At 71.5% G+C, this 15299-nt stretch carries 12 protein-coding genes; 4 read left to right on the top strand and 8 right to left on the bottom strand.

Annotation, left to right across the window (positions count from 1 at the left end):
- Positions 1 to 4: 4 nt before the first annotated feature.
- From Cba03nite_RS40170 to Cba03nite_RS37765, 3 genes are all read right to left on the bottom strand, one after another.
- Positions 5 to 1681: a glucuronyl esterase domain-containing protein gene (locus Cba03nite_RS40170; protein ID WP_239126318.1), complete on the bottom strand. Its 1677-nt coding sequence runs from the start codon at positions 1679 to 1681 to the stop codon at positions 5 to 7.
- A 265-nt stretch (positions 1682 to 1946) separates the two neighbouring features.
- Positions 1947 to 4172: a catalase/peroxidase HPI gene (katG, locus tag Cba03nite_RS37770; protein WP_203757092.1), complete on the bottom strand. Its 2226-nt coding sequence runs from the start codon at positions 4170 to 4172 to the stop codon at positions 1947 to 1949.
- Between the two features lie 41 nt (positions 4173 to 4213).
- Positions 4214 to 4636 (bottom strand): Fur family transcriptional regulator, encoded by a 423-nt coding sequence (locus tag Cba03nite_RS37765; RefSeq protein WP_203757090.1) that lies wholly within the window; start codon positions 4634 to 4636, stop codon positions 4214 to 4216.
- A gap of 145 nt (positions 4637 to 4781) precedes the next feature.
- On the opposite strand from Cba03nite_RS37765, the gene Cba03nite_RS37760 reads away from it, so the two are divergent.
- The gene (locus Cba03nite_RS37760) at positions 4782 to 6443 is read left to right on the top strand and encodes an ABC transporter permease family protein (RefSeq protein WP_203757088.1); all 1662 of its coding nucleotides are present in this window, start codon (positions 4782 to 4784) and stop codon (positions 6441 to 6443) included.
- 112 nt (positions 6444 to 6555) lie between these two features.
- On the opposite strand, the gene Cba03nite_RS37755 is transcribed toward Cba03nite_RS37760, so the two are convergent.
- The 3 genes from Cba03nite_RS37755 to Cba03nite_RS37745 form a co-directional block, all read right to left on the bottom strand.
- The gene (locus Cba03nite_RS37755) at positions 6556 to 8844 is read right to left on the bottom strand and encodes a HelD family protein (protein ID WP_239126317.1); all 2289 of its coding nucleotides are present in this window, start codon (positions 8842 to 8844) and stop codon (positions 6556 to 6558) included.
- Between the two features lie 148 nt (positions 8845 to 8992).
- Positions 8993 to 10111 (bottom strand): hypothetical protein, encoded by a 1119-nt coding sequence (locus Cba03nite_RS37750; protein WP_203757087.1) that lies wholly within the window; start codon positions 10109 to 10111, stop codon positions 8993 to 8995.
- 166 nt (positions 10112 to 10277) lie between these two features.
- A complete protein-coding gene (locus tag Cba03nite_RS37745; protein WP_203757086.1) occupies positions 10278 to 10772 on the bottom strand; it encodes an NUDIX domain-containing protein in 495 nt (164 codons plus the stop codon).
- 169 nt (positions 10773 to 10941) lie between these two features.
- Here Cba03nite_RS37745 and Cba03nite_RS37740 point away from each other — a divergent pair, with 169 nt between their 5' ends.
- On the top strand, positions 10942 to 11307 hold the full coding sequence (locus Cba03nite_RS37740) for a PadR family transcriptional regulator (protein ID WP_203757084.1): 366 nt from the start codon (positions 10942 to 10944) through the stop codon (positions 11305 to 11307).
- A 5-nt stretch (positions 11308 to 11312) separates the two neighbouring features.
- On the top strand, positions 11313 to 12683 hold the full coding sequence (locus Cba03nite_RS37735) for a permease prefix domain 1-containing protein (RefSeq protein ID WP_203757082.1): 1371 nt from the start codon (positions 11313 to 11315) through the stop codon (positions 12681 to 12683).
- Positions 12684 to 12800: 117 nt separating this feature from the next.
- On the opposite strand, the gene Cba03nite_RS37730 is transcribed toward Cba03nite_RS37735, so the two are convergent.
- Both Cba03nite_RS37730 and Cba03nite_RS37725 read right to left on the bottom strand, forming a co-directional pair.
- Entirely contained in the window at positions 12801 to 13154 is a 354-nt protein-coding gene (locus Cba03nite_RS37730; protein ID WP_203757080.1) for a hypothetical protein, read from the bottom strand.
- Positions 13148 to 14188, bottom strand: coding sequence for a helix-turn-helix domain-containing protein (locus Cba03nite_RS37725; RefSeq protein WP_203757079.1), 1041 nt, complete (start codon positions 14186 to 14188; stop codon positions 13148 to 13150). The genes Cba03nite_RS37730 and Cba03nite_RS37725 overlap by 7 nt, the downstream gene beginning before the upstream one ends.
- 658 nt (positions 14189 to 14846) lie before the next feature.
- Here Cba03nite_RS37725 and Cba03nite_RS37720 point away from each other — a divergent pair.
- On the top strand, positions 14847 to 15299 hold a 453-nt coding region (locus Cba03nite_RS37720), incomplete at its 3' end, for a glycine-rich domain-containing protein (protein WP_203757078.1).

Here is a 15299-nt window from a genome sequence, read left to right as displayed (position 1 = left end):
TTCATCAGGTGCAGGTGAGGGAGGGGGTTGCGGCGGGGCCGGTGGCGGTGAAGCCGAAGGTGGTCGAGGCTCGTGGGGCGAGTGAGCCGTTGTAGGACAGGTTTCTGACGGTGGCGGTGGAGCCGCTGGTGGTGAGGGTGCCGTTCCAGAGCTGGGTGATGGTCTGGCCGGAGGCGAGGGTCCAGGTCACGGTCCAGCCGCTGATCGCCGAGGCGCCCGCGGTCACCGTGATCTCGCCCTGGAAGCCGCCCGGCCAGGAGTTGACCGTGCGGAACGCCGCGCCGCAGGTGCCCGTCGGCGGCGGAGGCGACGGCGGAGGCGACGAGGGCGGCGGGGAGGACGGCGGAGGCGAGGACGGTGGCGGGGAGGACGGGACCGTGGAGGGGGACGGGGAGTTCGGCGGTGGGGAGGTCGGGGGGCCGTCGAGCAGGGTGGGTGTCGTCCAGTCGCGCCAGTCGGCGAGGTTGCCGGACTTCAGGCTGGAGATCCGGATGACGCCCGCGGCGCTGCCGGTCTTGAGCAGGAACTTCTGCAGGTTCTGCTGCAGCGGCGTACGCCACTCGCTGCGTACCGCGCAGTGCGTGCCGTCCGCGACGTCCGACCAGTAGGTGAGGTTCGAACCCGCGCCGAGCGCCTTGTAGATCTCGGCGCCGCCGAGCGCGGCCACGCTGCCGGAGCGGGCGGCCAGCCAGTCGATGCGCGGGTTCTCCATCAGGAACAGCCCGCGCGGCGCGATCATGCCGACGATCTGGTGCGTGTCGATCGGCAGCCCGTTCGGGTTGCCGGTGAACGAGCTGAACGCGTCGCCCAGCCACGGCTGCTCGGAGTACGCGCTGCTCAGCGGCTGCGCCCCGGACTCGCCGGGGATGCCGCGCAGGATCGGCGCGCCGGCGCTGCCCGACTCGATCGGCATGGTCAGCGCGATGCGCTGGTCGAACGCGCCCGCGACGAACGCGCCCTTGCCGTAGCGGGAGCAGCCGGTGACGCCCATCGCGTCGGCCTTGAGGATGCCGCCGCCCGACTGCTCGACGACGTCGATGATGCGGCTCACCCCCCAGCCCCAGGCGAGCAGCAGGCCGGTGCTGCTGGTGTTGCCGTAGACGCTGTAGAACGCGCCCTGCTTGTTGGTGCGGGGCGTGCCCTCCCGCCCGACGGCCAGCGGGTCGTAGTTGATGACGGCGACCCCGGCGGCGCGGATCGTGGCGGTGTCCGCGCCGAGTCCGCCCACGACCACGACCGCCGGGTACGGCGCGGTGCCGGTCGTGGGCAGGCTCACGCTGGCCGAGAAGCTCGCGCTGCGTCCGCCCTCGGACACGTTGACGGTGATGTTCGAGCTGGACACCGTGCCGGTGACGCTGGCGGGCCTGGCCGGTTTGGTGCCGTAGACGTAGCGCTCGGCGAGCTTCTTGATCTCCTCGCGGCGGCAGGTCCACTCGGCCTTGGTGGTGATGCGGGTGCCGTCGATCCTGCGGAACGGGTCGGGCAGCCGTGGGTTGGACGTGGTGGAGCCGGGCAGGGTGACCGGGCAGCCCGCACCGTCGTCCTCGGCGGCGAGGGCGGGTGCGGCCTGGGCGGACGTGGTGGCGGCGACGACCGTCGCCGCGCCGGTGACCGCGAGCGCGAACACCGCGAGCGCGGCCAGCGCCGCTCGGGTGCGGGCGTGTTCTGAGCTGAGGTTCACTGCGCCTCCTTCCGGGCAGTGGAAGCGGCATCCATGATTGATGATCACGGATGCCAGGGCAGGTCTCAGGCTCGGCGATGCAACGTCGCACGTCAATATGTTCCGGAACTTTCGGTCATCGATGTCGGCGACCGGTCGGCGACCGTCGCCGAACGGCCTTCACCGGCCCGGCAGGCATGCCGGCGGGAGGTCCGGAAGTTCCGGGTACACAAAGGAGGAAGCCCGCCGACGGGGGGCGGCGGGCTTCCTCAGGGGTGGTGCCGGATCAGACGTCGAAGCGGTCCAGGTCCATGACCTTGGCCCACGCGGCGACGAAGTCCGTCACGAACTTCTCCTTCGCGTCGTCGCTCGCGTACACCTCGGCCAGCGCCCGCAGCTCGGAGTTCGAGCCGAAGACCAGGTCCGCGCGGGTGCCGGTCCACTTGACCGCGCCCGACGCGTCCACCGCCTCGAACGTCTCCTGGTCGGCGGAGGTCGACCGCCACGTGGTGCCCAGGTCGAGCAGGTTCACGAAGAAGTCGTTGGTCAGGCGGCCGGGGGTCTCGGTGAGCACGCCGAGGTTCGAGCCGTTGTAGTTCGCGCCCAGCACCCGCAGGCCGCCGACGAGCACGGTCAGCTCCGGCGCGCTCAGCGTGAGCAGGTTCGCCTTGTCCACCAGCAGGTACTCGGCGGGCAGGCGGTTGCCCTTGCCCAGGTAGTTGCGGAAGCCGTCGGCCTTCGGCTCCAGCGCCGCGAACGACTCCACGTCGGTCTGGTCCTGCGCGGCGTCGGTGCGGCCCGGGGTGAACGGCACCTCCACGGTGACACCGGCCGCCTTCGCGGCCTGCTCCACCGCGGCGGCACCGGCCAGCACGATCACGTCGGCCAGCGAGACCTTCTTGCCGCCGGACTGGGCGGCGTTGAACGCGTCCCGGACGCCCTCCAGGGCGTGCAGCACCCGCGCGAGCTGGTCGGGGTTGTTGACCTCCCAGCCGCTCTGCGGCTCCAGGCGGACGCGGGCGCCGTTCGCGCCGCCCCGCTTGTCGCTGCCGCGGAACGTCGACGCCGACGCCCACGCGGTCGAGACCAGCTCGGACACGGTCAGGCCGGTGGCCAGGATCCGCTCCTTGAGCGCCGCCACGTCGGCCGCGCCGACCAGCTCGTGGTCCACGGCCGGCAGCGGGTCCTGCCAGATCAGCACCTCGGACGGGACCTCGCTGCCCAGGTAGCGCACGGCCGGGCCCATGTCACGGTGGGTCAGCTTGTACCAGGCGCGGGCGAACGCGTCGGCGAACGCCGCCGGGTCGGCCAGGAAGCGGCGCGAGATCTGCTCGTACACCGGGTCGAAACGCAGCGCGAGGTCCGTGGTCAGCATCATCGGCGCGTGGGTCTTCGCCCCGTCGTGCGCGTCCGGGACCGTGCCCGCGCCCGCGCCGTCCTTGGGCTTCCACTGGTGCGCCCCGGCCGGGCTCTTGGACAGCTCCCACTCGTACCCGAACAGGATCTCGAAGAAGCTGTTGTCCCACTGGATCGGCGTGTTCGTCCACGCGCCCTCCAGGCCGGAGGTGATGGTGTCGCCGCCCTTGCCGGTGCCGAAGCTGTTCTTCCAGCCCAGGCCCTGCTCCTCGATCGACGCGCCCTCGGGCTCGGCGCCGACGTTGTCCGCCGGGCCCGCGCCGTGCGCCTTGCCGAAGGTGTGGCCGCCGGCGATCAGCGCGACCGTCTCCTCGTCGTTCATCGCCATGCGGCGGAACGTCTCGCGGATGTCGCGGGCCGCGGCGATCGGGTCCGGGTTGCCGTTGGGGCCCTCCGGGTTGACGTAGATCAGGCCCATCTGGACCGCGCCGAGCGGGTTCTCCAGCTCGCGGTCACCGGTGTAGCGGGCGTCGCCCAGCCAGGTGGTCTCCGGGCCCCAGTAGACGTCGGTCTCCGGCTCCCACACGTCCGCGCGGCCGCCGCCGAAGCCGAACGTCTTGAACCCCATCGACTCCAGCGCGACGTTGCCGGCCAGGATCATCAGATCGGCCCAGGACAGGTTCTGGCCGTACTTCTTCTTCACCGGCCACAGCAGGCGGCGGGCCTTGTCCAGGTTGCCGTTGTCCGGCCAGCTGTTCAGCGGCGCGAACCGCTGCTGACCGGCCCCGGCGCCACCGCGGCCGTCGCTGATCCGGTACGTGCCCGCGCTGTGCCACGCCATACGGATCATGAACGGGCCGTAGTGCCCGTAGTCGGCCGGCCACCAGTCCTGCGACGCCGTGAGGACCTCGGCGATGTCCCGCTTGACGGCGGCCAGGTCCAGCGTCTGGAACGCCGCGGCGTAGTCGAACCGCTCGCCGAGCGGGTTGGCCACGGCCGGGTTCTTCGCGAGGATCTTCAGGTTCAGGTGGTTGGGCCACCAGCCGCGGTTGCCGTCGCCCTGGGTCGGGTGCGGCGCGCGTCCGTGCGCGACCGGGCAGCGGGACTCCGCACCGGCCTCGGCGTCGTGCACGATGGCGTCGTGGTTCTCGGACATCGGGTTCCTTCCGTGACTTGCCGGATCAGGTCGATCAGGAATTACGTGGTGGAGCAGGCAGGGCAGCGACCCCAGTAGATGACCTCGGCCTCGTCGACGGCGAAGCCGTGGTCGTGGGCGGCGGTCAGGCAGGGCGCCTCGCCGACGGCGCAGTCGACGTCGGCGATGAGCCCGCAGGACCGGCACACCGAGTGGTGGTGGTTGTCCCCCACCCGGGCCTCGTAGCGGGCCACCAGGCCGGACGGCTGGATGCGGCGCACCAGGCCCGCGGCCGTCAGCGCGTGCAGGCAGTCGTACACGGCCTGGTGGGACACCTCGGGCAAGCCCTGGCGCACCGCGGCGATGATCGAGTCCGTGTCGGCGTGCGGAAGCGCGTGCACCGCGCCCAGCACCGCCACCCGCGGACGGGTAACGCGCAGCGCGGCCTCCCGCAGCAACCGCTGGAAGTCCAGGGTCGTGGCCACGCCCGGAAGTCTGATCGCTTTTCTGGAATCAGTCAAGTTTATGTGCGACATGTCATCACAGGATGACTTTATCGGTGGTCGGGGTCACGGCGCGACCCCCTCGGCGAAGCTGTCCGCGTCGCCCCGGGCCGTTAGCATCCGGTACATGTTGGACACCCCGGCCAAGCCACCCCGCAACGGGACGAGCGTGCTGCTCGGCCTGCTCGCGCTGATCCCCGCGACCGTGCTCCTGTTCACCGGCTACCTGGTGCCGTCCGTACGGACGCTGCTGGCCAGCTTCACCGACGCGTCCCTGCTCGACAAGCCGTCCGAATCGGTGGGCGGCGACAACTACAGCGCCCTGTTCGACGACTTCGCCGAGTCGCTGGTCGGGCCGCTGCTGCTGGCCGTGGCGCTGACCTTCACCGCGCTGATCGGCGGCCTGCTGCTGGCCTGGCTCGCCGCGCTGGCCGGACGCCGCGGCCGGTGGGCCCTGCGCGCCGCGTTCGCGCTGCCCATGGCCGCGGTGGGCGCCACCATGGCCGCCGTCGCGTGGCTGCTGTCCTTCGAGTCGCCGCGCGACCTCAACCCCTTCCTCGGGCAGTACGGCGCGTTCGGCGCGCTCGCCGTGGGCCTCGGTGCGACCGCGTTCCTGCTGGTCCTGCGCCGGTCGCCCCGGCTCGGCGACGCGTGGCCCGGCCTGCTGCTCGTCGGCGGGATCATCACGGCCACCTCCCTGGCGTACGCCCTGCAGTCGTTCACCTTCCCGTACCTGCTGCGGGGACCGGACGGCCCGCGCTTCGGATCGCCCGCGATGCTGATCTTCGACGTCGCGTTCCGCTTCGCCGACCTGGGTGTGGCCTCGGCCGGTGCCGTGCTGCTGCTGGCGGTGCTGGCCGTGCTCGGCGTGGGCGTCGCCGGATGGCTGATCGCCGCCCGCGCCCGGGTGGTCGAGGCCGCCGCCGAGCCCGCCCCGGACCAGCCCGCCGGCACCTCGCCCTGGACCGCCGTGTCGCTGGTGGTCACCGCGGTGGCGGCGCTGATCGCGCTCGGCTCGCTGGTGCCGTGGCTGACCCACTCGGTGTCGTTCTCGGCCCTGCCCCGGGAGTCCGGGGTGCTGCCGCACCTGGTCTCCACCTGGATCCCGCCGCTGCTGTCCACGCTGCTCGGGGTGACCGCGGCCGTGCTAGGCGGATACGGCATCGGCGCGCTGCGGCCGCTCGGCCGGCGGAGCGAGCTGCTGCTGCTGCCGTTCGCGCCGTGGCTGTTCACCGGGCTGCCCGCGCTGATCCCGGACGCGTTCCGGCACCGGATGGAGGACGGCAGCGAGTTCCTGTTCCTGGTCCCGCCCGCGTCGCTGAGCATCCCGGTGCTGTTCGGCAGCGCGCTGCTGTTCCGGGGCGTACGCCTGACCCGGGCCCTGCCCGTGGCCGGCCTGGCCGGGCTGATGGTCTGGGTCGTCGCGGCGCAGGACACCCTGTGGCCGCTGATCGCCGGGATGCGCCCGGACTCCGCGCCCATGCAGGTCGTGGTGCTGCAGACCGTCACCGAGTTCGGCTACCGCGGCCTGGAGGGCGGCGGCGGCGTGACCGGCTGGCTGTACCCGCTGCCGCTGCTGCTCGTCATCGCCGCCGCGATCGCCGCGGTCCAGATCCTGTCCCTGGACCGGCTCGCCCTGCGCACCGGCCGCGACGACCCCGACGACGCCCCGGCGGCCGCGCCGTTCCCGGCCGTTCCCGCACAGGCCACCGACCCCTACCCGACGGCCCCTGCCCAGCCCGCCGTCCCCACCATGGAGCACGGGAGCCCGAAGGACGGCACGGCCTGACGCCCGGGCGTCCTTTGTGACGACTCTTGAAGACCCGCGGCCTCAGAGGTGATCTGAGGCCGCGGGTCTTCAACAGTTGCGCCAGGTCAGGGTGGACGAGGGGACGGGGTGCTCAGGGCTGGAGGGCCCGGGGCAGGGGTGCGTGGTGCAGGACGGCGAGGCTGGCCACGGCGCGGGTGAGGACGACGTAGAGGCGGCTGGCGCCGCGGGGTTCGGCGGCGAGGATCTCGGCGGGCTCGACCACGATCACGTGGTCGTACTCCAGGCCCTTGACGACGCCGGCGGGCACCACCGTCGCGCCCTCGACGAGCGGCGCGAGCGCGGCGGCGGTGTGGTCGGCGGCGACGACGGCGGTCGTCGCGTCGCGCGGCGCGTCGCGCACCGCCTCCCGGACGGCGGCGTGCAGGTCGTCGACCTGGCGTACGGTCAGCTCGCCGCCGGGCCGGTAGGAGCGGGTCGGGGCGATGCCGGGCGGCAGCAGCCGGGCCGCATAGTCGGCCAGCGTCTGCGGCACCCGGTAGCCGGTGCGCAGCTCCAGGGTGCGCGCCTCCCGGCGGCCGAGCCGGGCGAGCAGCTCCGGCCAGGACGCGGCGGCCAGCGGGTGCGTGGCCTGGCCGAGGTCGCCGACGATCGTCATCGAGGCGTACGCCGCCCGGCGGGCGATCATCCGTGCCTCCATCGGGGACAGGTCCTGCGCCTCGTCGAGGATGACGTGGGCGTAGTCGTCCCCACCGGTGTCCTCCGGCTCGGGCTCCGGCGGCGGCAGCGGCTCGGCGAGCACCGGCACGTACCCGTCCTCGCCGTGCGGGTCGAAGCCGTCGGTCCAGCTGACCACCCGGTGGCCCTCGCGCAGGATGACGGCCTCGGCCCAGCGCTGCGCGGCGTGGATCGCGTCGTTGTCGATCTTCGGCCCGGCCAGCGCGATCGGGGTGGGATGGCCCGGCGCGTACAGGCTCCAGCCGTCGTGCAGGCCGAGGCTGAGCACGAACGTGTCGACGTGCTGCGTGCCGGAGGTCAGCTCGCGCAGCCGCCAGCCGGTCTCGGCCTGGGTCGGGCGGCGCGGCGGCGGCGCCTCGCCGAGCAGACCGGTCAGCTCGTCGAGCAGCGGCACGTCGTCCACGGCCCAGCCGTCGCAGTCCCGGTAGGACACGGCCAGCGCCTCGGCCGCCGCCGCGCCGAGCACGGGCGCGGACCGCGCCGGATCGTCCAGCCAGGACAGCACGTCCGGCGGGGTCAGGTGGGGCCACCAGTCGCGCAGGAAGCTCAAAAACTCGCCCCGGTCGGCGACGTCCTCGACGAACGCGCCGCGCTCCAGGTGCTCCCCGTCGACGCGGGTCCACAGCGCCTCCAGCAGGGCGGCGGCGGCCAGGCCGCGGGCGGCGTTGGGGGCGGTGCCGAGCCGGTCCGCGCGCTCGCGGGCGCGTACCCGCGCCTGGGCGAGCGCGGCCTCGTCGAGGGTGAGCACCTGGCCCGCGTACACCAGCCGCAGTCGCGCGGGCGCGCCCGGCGGGGTCTGCCACATCAGCTCGGTGAGCAGCCGCGGCATGGTGTCCGCGCCCTTGATCTCGGCCACGGCCGCGGGGTCGCGGCGGGTGGCGGTCACCCCGTCGAACAGCTCGCCGATGGCGCGCAGGTGCACGCTGTCCTCGCCGAGCGCGGGCAGCACCCGGCTGATGTAGTTGGTGAACACGGTGGACGGCCCGACCACGAGCACCCGCCCGTCGGCGAAGCGCCCCCGGTCGGTGTAGAGCAGGTATGCCGCGCGGTGCAGCGCGACCTGCGTCTTGCCGGTGCCGGGACCCCCGGTGACCACAGTCACGCCACGGGCCGGCGAGCGGATGGCCTCGTCCTGCTCGCGCTGGATGGTGGTGACGATGTCGCGCATGAGCGGGCCGCGCGAGCGCCGCAGCGCCGCGAGCAGCGCCCCCTCGCCGAGCACGCGCAGCTCACCGGCGCCGTCCGGGTCGAGCAGGTCGTCGTCGAGGTCGATGACCTCGGGCCCGCGGCTGATGATGATGCGGCGGCGTACGACGCCGAGCGGCTCGCCGGACGTGGCTCGGTAGAACGCGGCGGCGGCCGGGGCGCGCCAGTCGACCAGCAGCGGCTCGGACTGCTCGTCGCGCAGCCCGAGGCGGCCGATGCGGTAGACCTCGCCGTCGTCGTAGTCGAGTCGGCCGAACACGAGACCCTCGGCCTCGGCGTCCAGGGTGCGCAGCCGCCGGTCCGCCCGGATGACCATCGCGTCGCGTTCCACGAGACCGGTGGTCAGGCCGGTGGTGGCCCGCTGGTGACCCTCGCGGGCCAGCTCGCGGGCCTGCGCCCGCATCACCTCGACGCGCTCGTAGACCTGATCGACGGCCTGCTGTTCAATGGCGATCTCCTGCGTTCTGGCGTCAGGCACAGTGCTCCCCGGTGACGTGGGATTGGGTGGCTTGACGAGGCTAAACGCAGCCCAGCGCCCGAAAATCATCATTCGGGGCGATCTGTACGACTTGCACGACCGATACAATGAATACGGCCGGGAAGACGGAGCGAGGAGCAGCTCGCCGTCACCCGGCTCCGCTGTGCAGGCGTTCGACCAGGTCACGGGCGCGCCGCCACCAGTACTCGTAGCGGCCGGGGAAGCGCTCGTTCAGCTCGGTCAGCCGTTCCAGTGCCTCGTCCGCGTAGGCCTTGTCGTCCTCGGCCTCGCCGATGAGCAGGCACACGTTGGCCAGCGAACCGGCGACGAGCAGCGGCACCTCGGCCGCGTACTCGCGCAGCACGGGCTCGGCCCGGCGGGCGGCACGGGCGGCGTCCTCCCGGCGGCCCACCGCGAGCAGGACCTCGGCCTCGGTGGACAGCGGCAGGCCCCAGCGGCGCCGCTGCACGGCGGTCACCGGCTCGCCGTCGGTCTCCCGCAGCACCGCCATCGCCTCGTGGACCGTGCCGAGGGCCTCGTCGTACTGCCGCACGCGGGTCAGCGTCGTGGCGTGGTTGGTCAGCGCGGTGGCCAGCAGGTGCCGGGCGGCCCGTCCGGACTCCTTGCGGGCGAACGCGATCGCCTCGGCCTCGGCCGCGCCCGCCTCGGCGAAGCGGCCCAGCAGCGTCAGCGAGGTGCCCTGGAGCACGAGCAGCTCGATCTCGACGTCGCGGTGCACGGCGGCCGCCCCGGCCTCGCGCAGCGCCGCCAGGGCCTGGGCCAGCGGGGCCAGCGACTCGGCGGTGCGGCCCAGGTCGGCCAGCGCCGCGCCCCGGTTGAGCAGCAGCGGCACCCGCCCCACCGCGGACAGCATCTCGGGCGCGTCCTGCTCCAGCTCGGTGAAGAAGGCCAGGGCCTGCTCCCCCGCGGCGAGGCTCTCGGCGGCGTACCCGAGCTGGCGCAGCACGAAGCTGCGCAGCGACATCAGCTCCGCACCCAGCAGGTGCACCATCTCCGAGCCCTGCACCGCCGGGGAACGCCAGGTCTGCTCGGCCGCGTCGAGCACGGCCAGCGCCGCCCGCCGGTCCGGCCGTTCCTGCACCGCCAGCCACCGCGCCATGCTCAGCCGCACCCAGAGCAGGAGGTTCACCCCGTCGTCGCCCTGCGCGGCGTACTCCGCCTCCAGCTCGCGCGCGAGCCGCAGCGCGGCCTCGTGCTCACCGGCAGCCGCGAGCCGCTGCGCCTGACTTAGCGGATCCTGCCCCACACCCCCAGCCTCGCACACCATGCTCCCGCACCCTCGCCCCGCGCCGCGCTGCCCCGCGCCGCCCCGCGCTGCGCTGCGCCAAGATCATGTTGATCTTGCGCGAACTGTTATGACTTCGCCCCTTTTATGCGTGTCGCACCCACAGCTCACGCAAGATCGACGCACGTTAGGCGGGGTGGGTGGTGAAGTAGCGGGTGGCTACGGCGGTGTGGAGGGAGAAGGCGAGGGGAGTGGTGGGGGTTACCAGCTCCCAGCCGGCGGATTCGGCGTTGGGGGTGGAGGGGGGTAGGTCGGCGAGAGAGCGTGGGGGTAGGAGGCCGAAGACGAGGAGGGTGCCGTCGGGGGCGCTGAGGGTGTCGTAGAGGGTGACGTCGGCGGGGTCGGCCTCGATGCCGGTCTCCTCGCGCAGCTCGCGGACGACGGCCTGCTGCCAGGACTCGCCGAGGTCGATGAAGCCGCCGGGCAGCGCCACCCGGCCCGCGCCGGGCGGGATGATGCGGCGGACGCCGAGCAGCGCGTCACCCACGGGCAGCACCGCCACCGCGACCGGCAGCGGGTTGACGTAGCTGATCTGCGCGCAGGCGGCGCAGGTTCGCGGCCACGGCTGGTCGGCGGAGAAGGCGCTGCCGCAGTAGGAGCAGTGCGCGTGACGGGTGGGCATGGGCGTCACAGTAGCGCCGGCCGCAAGATCGTCATGGCGTGCTGGGAGCACAGTTTCCGACAGCGGCCCGCGGTGCCTCTCTACCAGATCTTCACAGGTCAGGGCGTTGCGCTCGGCTGACGCCTAGAACTACGATACATAGCAGTTCTAGGTATAGGCGGTATCCCTCGTGCACATCACGAAAGATCTCGTCGCGGCCTCGGCGACCCCACTCGTCCTCGGCATCCTCGCCGAGGGCGAGAGCTACGGCTACGCGATCCTCAAACAGGTCAACAACCTGTCCGGCGGCCATCTCGAATGGACCGACGGCCTGCTCTACCCCCTGCTGCACCGGCTGGAGCGGCTCGGCTACGTCGAGTCCCACTGGCAGAGCCCGGCCGGCGAGCGCCGCCGCAAGTACTACCGCATCACCGACCTGGGCCGGGCCGAGCTGACCGAGCAGCGCCGCCAGTGGGCCGCGGTCGTCGACACGCTGCGCGGCGTGTGGAACGCCGCGCCCATGCCCCTGCCGCTCATCGCACCGGCCGGGGCGTGATCGGCATGACCGTAGACAGCAACAGCGAGCTGGAGACCCAGATCGCCGAGTGGCGCGCGTACGTGCGCCGCCGTCAGGAGATGCACCAGGCCGACGCGGAGGAGCTGGAGGACCACCTGCGCGGCCGCATCGCCGACCTCACCGAGGCCGGCCTGCACCCCGACGAGGCCTTCCTCATCGCCGTCAAGCGCATGGGCAGCCTCGACGAACTGTCCCGCGAGTTCGCCCGGGAGCACTCCGACCGGTTGTGGAAGCAACTCGTGCTGACCGGGGACGACCCCGCGGGCCCCGCTCGCAGCCGCCGGGAGCTGCCGGTCATGGTGGCCTGCGCGGCCGCAGCCGCCCTGGCGATCAAGGTGCCCGGCTGGCTCGGCCTCGACATGGACAGCGACGCCGCCGCCTCCTTCTTCCTGCGCAACGCCGGCCTGTTCGCGCTGGCGCCGCTGGCCGCGTACTTCGCGTGGCAGCGCCGGCTCGGCGCCGGGGTCATCGGCCTGCTCGCGGCGTTCTTCGCGCTGGGCGCGACGGCCGTCAACACGTACCCCATGGCGGGCGACTCGCACACCCTGGTGCTCGCCGCGATCCACCTGCCGATCGCGCTCTGGCTGGTGGTCGGCGTCGCCTACGTCGGCGGCGAGTGGCGATCCGGGCAGCGCCGGATGGACTTCATCAGGTTCACCGGCGAATTCCTGATCTACTACGCGCTGCTCGCGCTCGGCGGCGGAGTGCTCACCGCGTTCACCGCCGGGACGTTCAACGCCATCGGCATCAACCCGGAGACGTTCATCTCCCAGTGGCTGCTGCCCTGCGGCGCGGTCGCCGCCGTCGTGGTGGCCGCGTGGCTGGTCGAGGCGAAGCAGAGCGTCGTGGAGAACATGGCGCCGGTGCTGACCAAGGTGTTCACGCCGCTGTTCACCGCGACGCTGCTGGCGTTCCTCGGCGCCGTCGCCTTCACCACCAGCGTGATCGACGTCGAGCGCGAAGTGCTCATCGTGTTCGACCTGCTGCTCGTGGTGGTGCTGGGGCTGCTGCTGTACGCCCTGTCGGCGCGCAACCCCGCGGCCAAGCCCGGCCTGTTCGACAAGCTGCAGCTGGCGCTGGTGGTCAGTGCGCTGATCATCGACGTGCTGGTGCTGATCGCGATCACCGGCCGGATCACCGAGTTCGGCTTCACCGCCAACAAGACGGCGGCCCTGGGCGAGAACCTCATCCTGCTGGCCAACCTGGCCTGGTCGGCGTGGCTGTTCCTCGGCTTCATCCGCGGGCGGATGCCGTTCGGCAGGCTGGAGCAGTGGCAGACGCGGTACCTGGCCGTGTACGCGGTCTGGGCCTGGACGGTCGTGCTGGTGTTCCCACCGCTGTTCGACTTCGCCTGAGACAGCACCCGACAGACCCGATGGCGCGGCGCCCCGAGCGCCGCGCCATCGGCGTGTCCGGCCCGCAGTGTCACTGGTACGCCGAACGAGCAGGCGGCTTGTGCCGGGCGCGGTGCTTCAGTCCATGGTCGCGGCGATGTGTTCGAAGATGTCGGCGTCGGTCTCCTGCTGCCAGTCCGGCAACTGCTCCCAGTTCGCGACGTAGGCGGGCTTCGGGTCGGGGATGTGGTGGTAGATCTGGGCGATCCAGCAGAGGGCGACGAAGCGCCCTTTCTGCTCTCGCGTCAGCTTGTCGGTGCCGCCCTGCCGGATGAGGAGCGCGACCTGCTCGTATACGGCCCCGGCGCTGGCGCGCTCCCAGTGGGGCGTGCCCTCCCACGGCACGATGTAGGACGCTTTCGGTTCGCCCGGGAAGTGCTTGCGCACCCCGGCGATCCACGCCTCACGGAAGATCTCACCACCGGTCACCATGCCCCCAGCATCTCGGCTTGAACGTTCATGAGCTTGCGCGTGAGCAGGCCGGAGCCGGTCTCTCGCGCGATCGACAGCGCCCCGCTGGCGTAGTGGAGCGCGTATTCGCGATCTTTGCGCATGACGCCGACCATGGCCAGGTCCGCCAAGACGACGCCACGCCGCCTCGACGACGTAGCGAGACCGGCGAGCGCCTGTTCAAGCTGGATCTCGGCCTGGTCTGGGCGACCGAGCTGGATGAAACAGGCCCCGGCCTCCTCGGCAATGCGAGAACCATCGAACCGCAGCCAGCCACCGTTGTTCGTACGGCCGTCAAGAGCGTGGGACAGGTCCAGCGACCGCCTGCACCCGCTGGCATCGCCCAGGCCGGCCAGCGCTTGCGCCTTTACGACCTGCACCCATGGCGAGGTCGTGAGCTGACTGTCCCCGCGAGCTGCCACACCCTCGGCCAGTTCCAGCAGGCGCAGTGCGTCCGCGAACCGGCGTTCGTAGACGCCGACGAAGGCATGGCGGATGAGCGCGCAAGCCCAGAGGTCGTGATCAGCGTTCGTGCCGCTGGCGGCTGTCGCGGCTTCCGTGTAGCAGCGCACCGCATCCGAGTAGCGGTTGCCGTCGAAGTAGATCTCCCCGATGAGCTGCAATACATCAGCACGCATCAGGTCGTCGTCAGTGATCACGAGCTGGGCATTGGCCAGCGGAAGCAGTGAACTCTTGTCCGAGGCCGCGACGTAGACCTTCCAGAGCTGATCATTGAGCCCGCTCAGGGCACCACGGAGCATCAGCGGTGCGGCAACCGTGCTCTGGAGGAACTCCCGTCGCTTCACATCCCCGCCCTTTTCAGCAAGGCGGGCCAACTCCCCGCCTGCTTCCAATGCACGATCACATGCTGCCATCACCATGGCCAGTGCCGGCTTGCCGCCTCTCTCGATCTCCCACAGATAGACGTAGCTGTAGTTGACCTTCTCGGCAAGGGCTCGTAGGGACAGCCGACGCCTCTTGCGCCAGCGTTGCAGCTCCCGACCTGCGCTACTCATCGGCGGCATCCGATCTGTTAGCAAACGCAGCGGCTAACGCCGCCCACCTTCAGCCCGCCCGAGATTCGGGCCACGCTGTTCACACGGCACGGGCGGGAGGTGATGCCGATCCCTCCCGTTCGTGTCCAGAAAAGCCTAGGCGTGACATTGAGCCAGATCAACGATCGCGAGGAGTCGGCATGACCCGCACCGACGATCTCATTGCGCTGGTTCCAGCCGCCCAGACCGCGGCCGGATCCCACACATCGACCGAAGAGGGATGGTGCTCGGGTTGCGCCCAGTTCGGGATTTGCGTTCCGCATCCCTGTACCACCCGGCTCTGGGCCGAACGAGTACTGACATCTGCAGAAGCGGAGACTCCGTGACCACAAGCGTCCTCGCCCGTGGTGTCGTTCGGCTGCCGGAGACCACGGCCGCCGCCCAGGCACTCATTGAGCAGCATCTCGACAATGTCCCGTTCACGGGTGTGTGCGCAACCTGCGGCGAGATCACGCCTTGCCCGTCCAGGATCCTCGCCCACGCCGCCTTCTGGCGTCTGGGCGCGCTGCCTCGGCGACCTCGGCACCATCGATCAGCCACATAGACAGTCGCGGAGGACAGGCTGCCGCTCGCAACGTCGCTCGCCCTCCGCCCACCACTCACTACCAGTGGAGGTCAGATGACCACGCTACTCGACCAGAACCAGCGCGATGCCATCCCGGACCAGGTGGCGAGCTTGCTTGTCAAGGACGTGCAACAGCAGTTCCCGACGTGGAGCGTCAATTTCTGCCAGCGAGGTGTGTCCCAGATGGTCGGCTTCCTGGCTGCTTGCGCGGTGGCACCCGAACCGCTCGGTCCCTCGACAGTCGTCGACCGGTTCTGGCACGCCTTCATCATCCGTACGCGCGACTACACCGACTTCTGCGAGAAGGTCGCCGGTCGCTACATCCACCACATCCCGCAGGACGAGCGGGAGCATGACCCACGTCTGCCCGGCACGGGTAGCGTCATCCGATCACGCACGATCAGCGCGATCGAGGCGAGTGGGCACGCCGTCGACCTGGAGTTCTGGCCGGAGCTGGGTGCGACCGACTGCACCCAGTGCTACCAGGGCTGCCACGACAGCCCTAAG

Origin of the sequence: Catellatospora bangladeshensis (assembly GCF_016862575.1) — a bacterium.
In the GTDB taxonomy this organism is placed as follows: Bacteria; Actinomycetota; Actinomycetes; order Mycobacteriales; family Micromonosporaceae; genus Catellatospora; species Catellatospora bangladeshensis.
Note: the sequence above shows the minus strand (reverse complement) of the source record. Positions and strands in the feature narration are given on the sequence as shown.

What these genes read in the sequence shown, in the direction of transcription:
- Cba03nite_RS37760 (WP_203757088.1), top strand. Translation starts at nt 4,782, where the DNA reads ATGTTGGACACCCCGGCCAAGCCACCCCGCAACGGGACGAGCGTGCTG.
- Cba03nite_RS37730 (WP_203757080.1), bottom strand. Translation starts at nt 13,154, where the DNA reads ATGGTGACCGGTGGTGAGATCTTCCGTGAGGCGTGGATCGCCGGGGTG.
- Cba03nite_RS37725 (WP_203757079.1), bottom strand. Translation starts at nt 14,188, where the DNA reads ATGAGTAGCGCAGGTCGGGAGCTGCAACGCTGGCGCAAGAGGCGTCGG.
- Cba03nite_RS37735 (WP_203757082.1), top strand. Translation starts at nt 11,313, where the DNA reads ATGACCGTAGACAGCAACAGCGAGCTGGAGACCCAGATCGCCGAGTGG.
- Cba03nite_RS37745 (WP_203757086.1), bottom strand. Translation starts at nt 10,772, where the DNA reads ATGCCCACCCGTCACGCGCACTGCTCCTACTGCGGCAGCGCCTTCTCC.
- katG (WP_203757092.1), bottom strand. Translation starts at nt 4,172, where the DNA reads ATGTCCGAGAACCACGACGCCATCGTGCACGACGCCGAGGCCGGTGCG.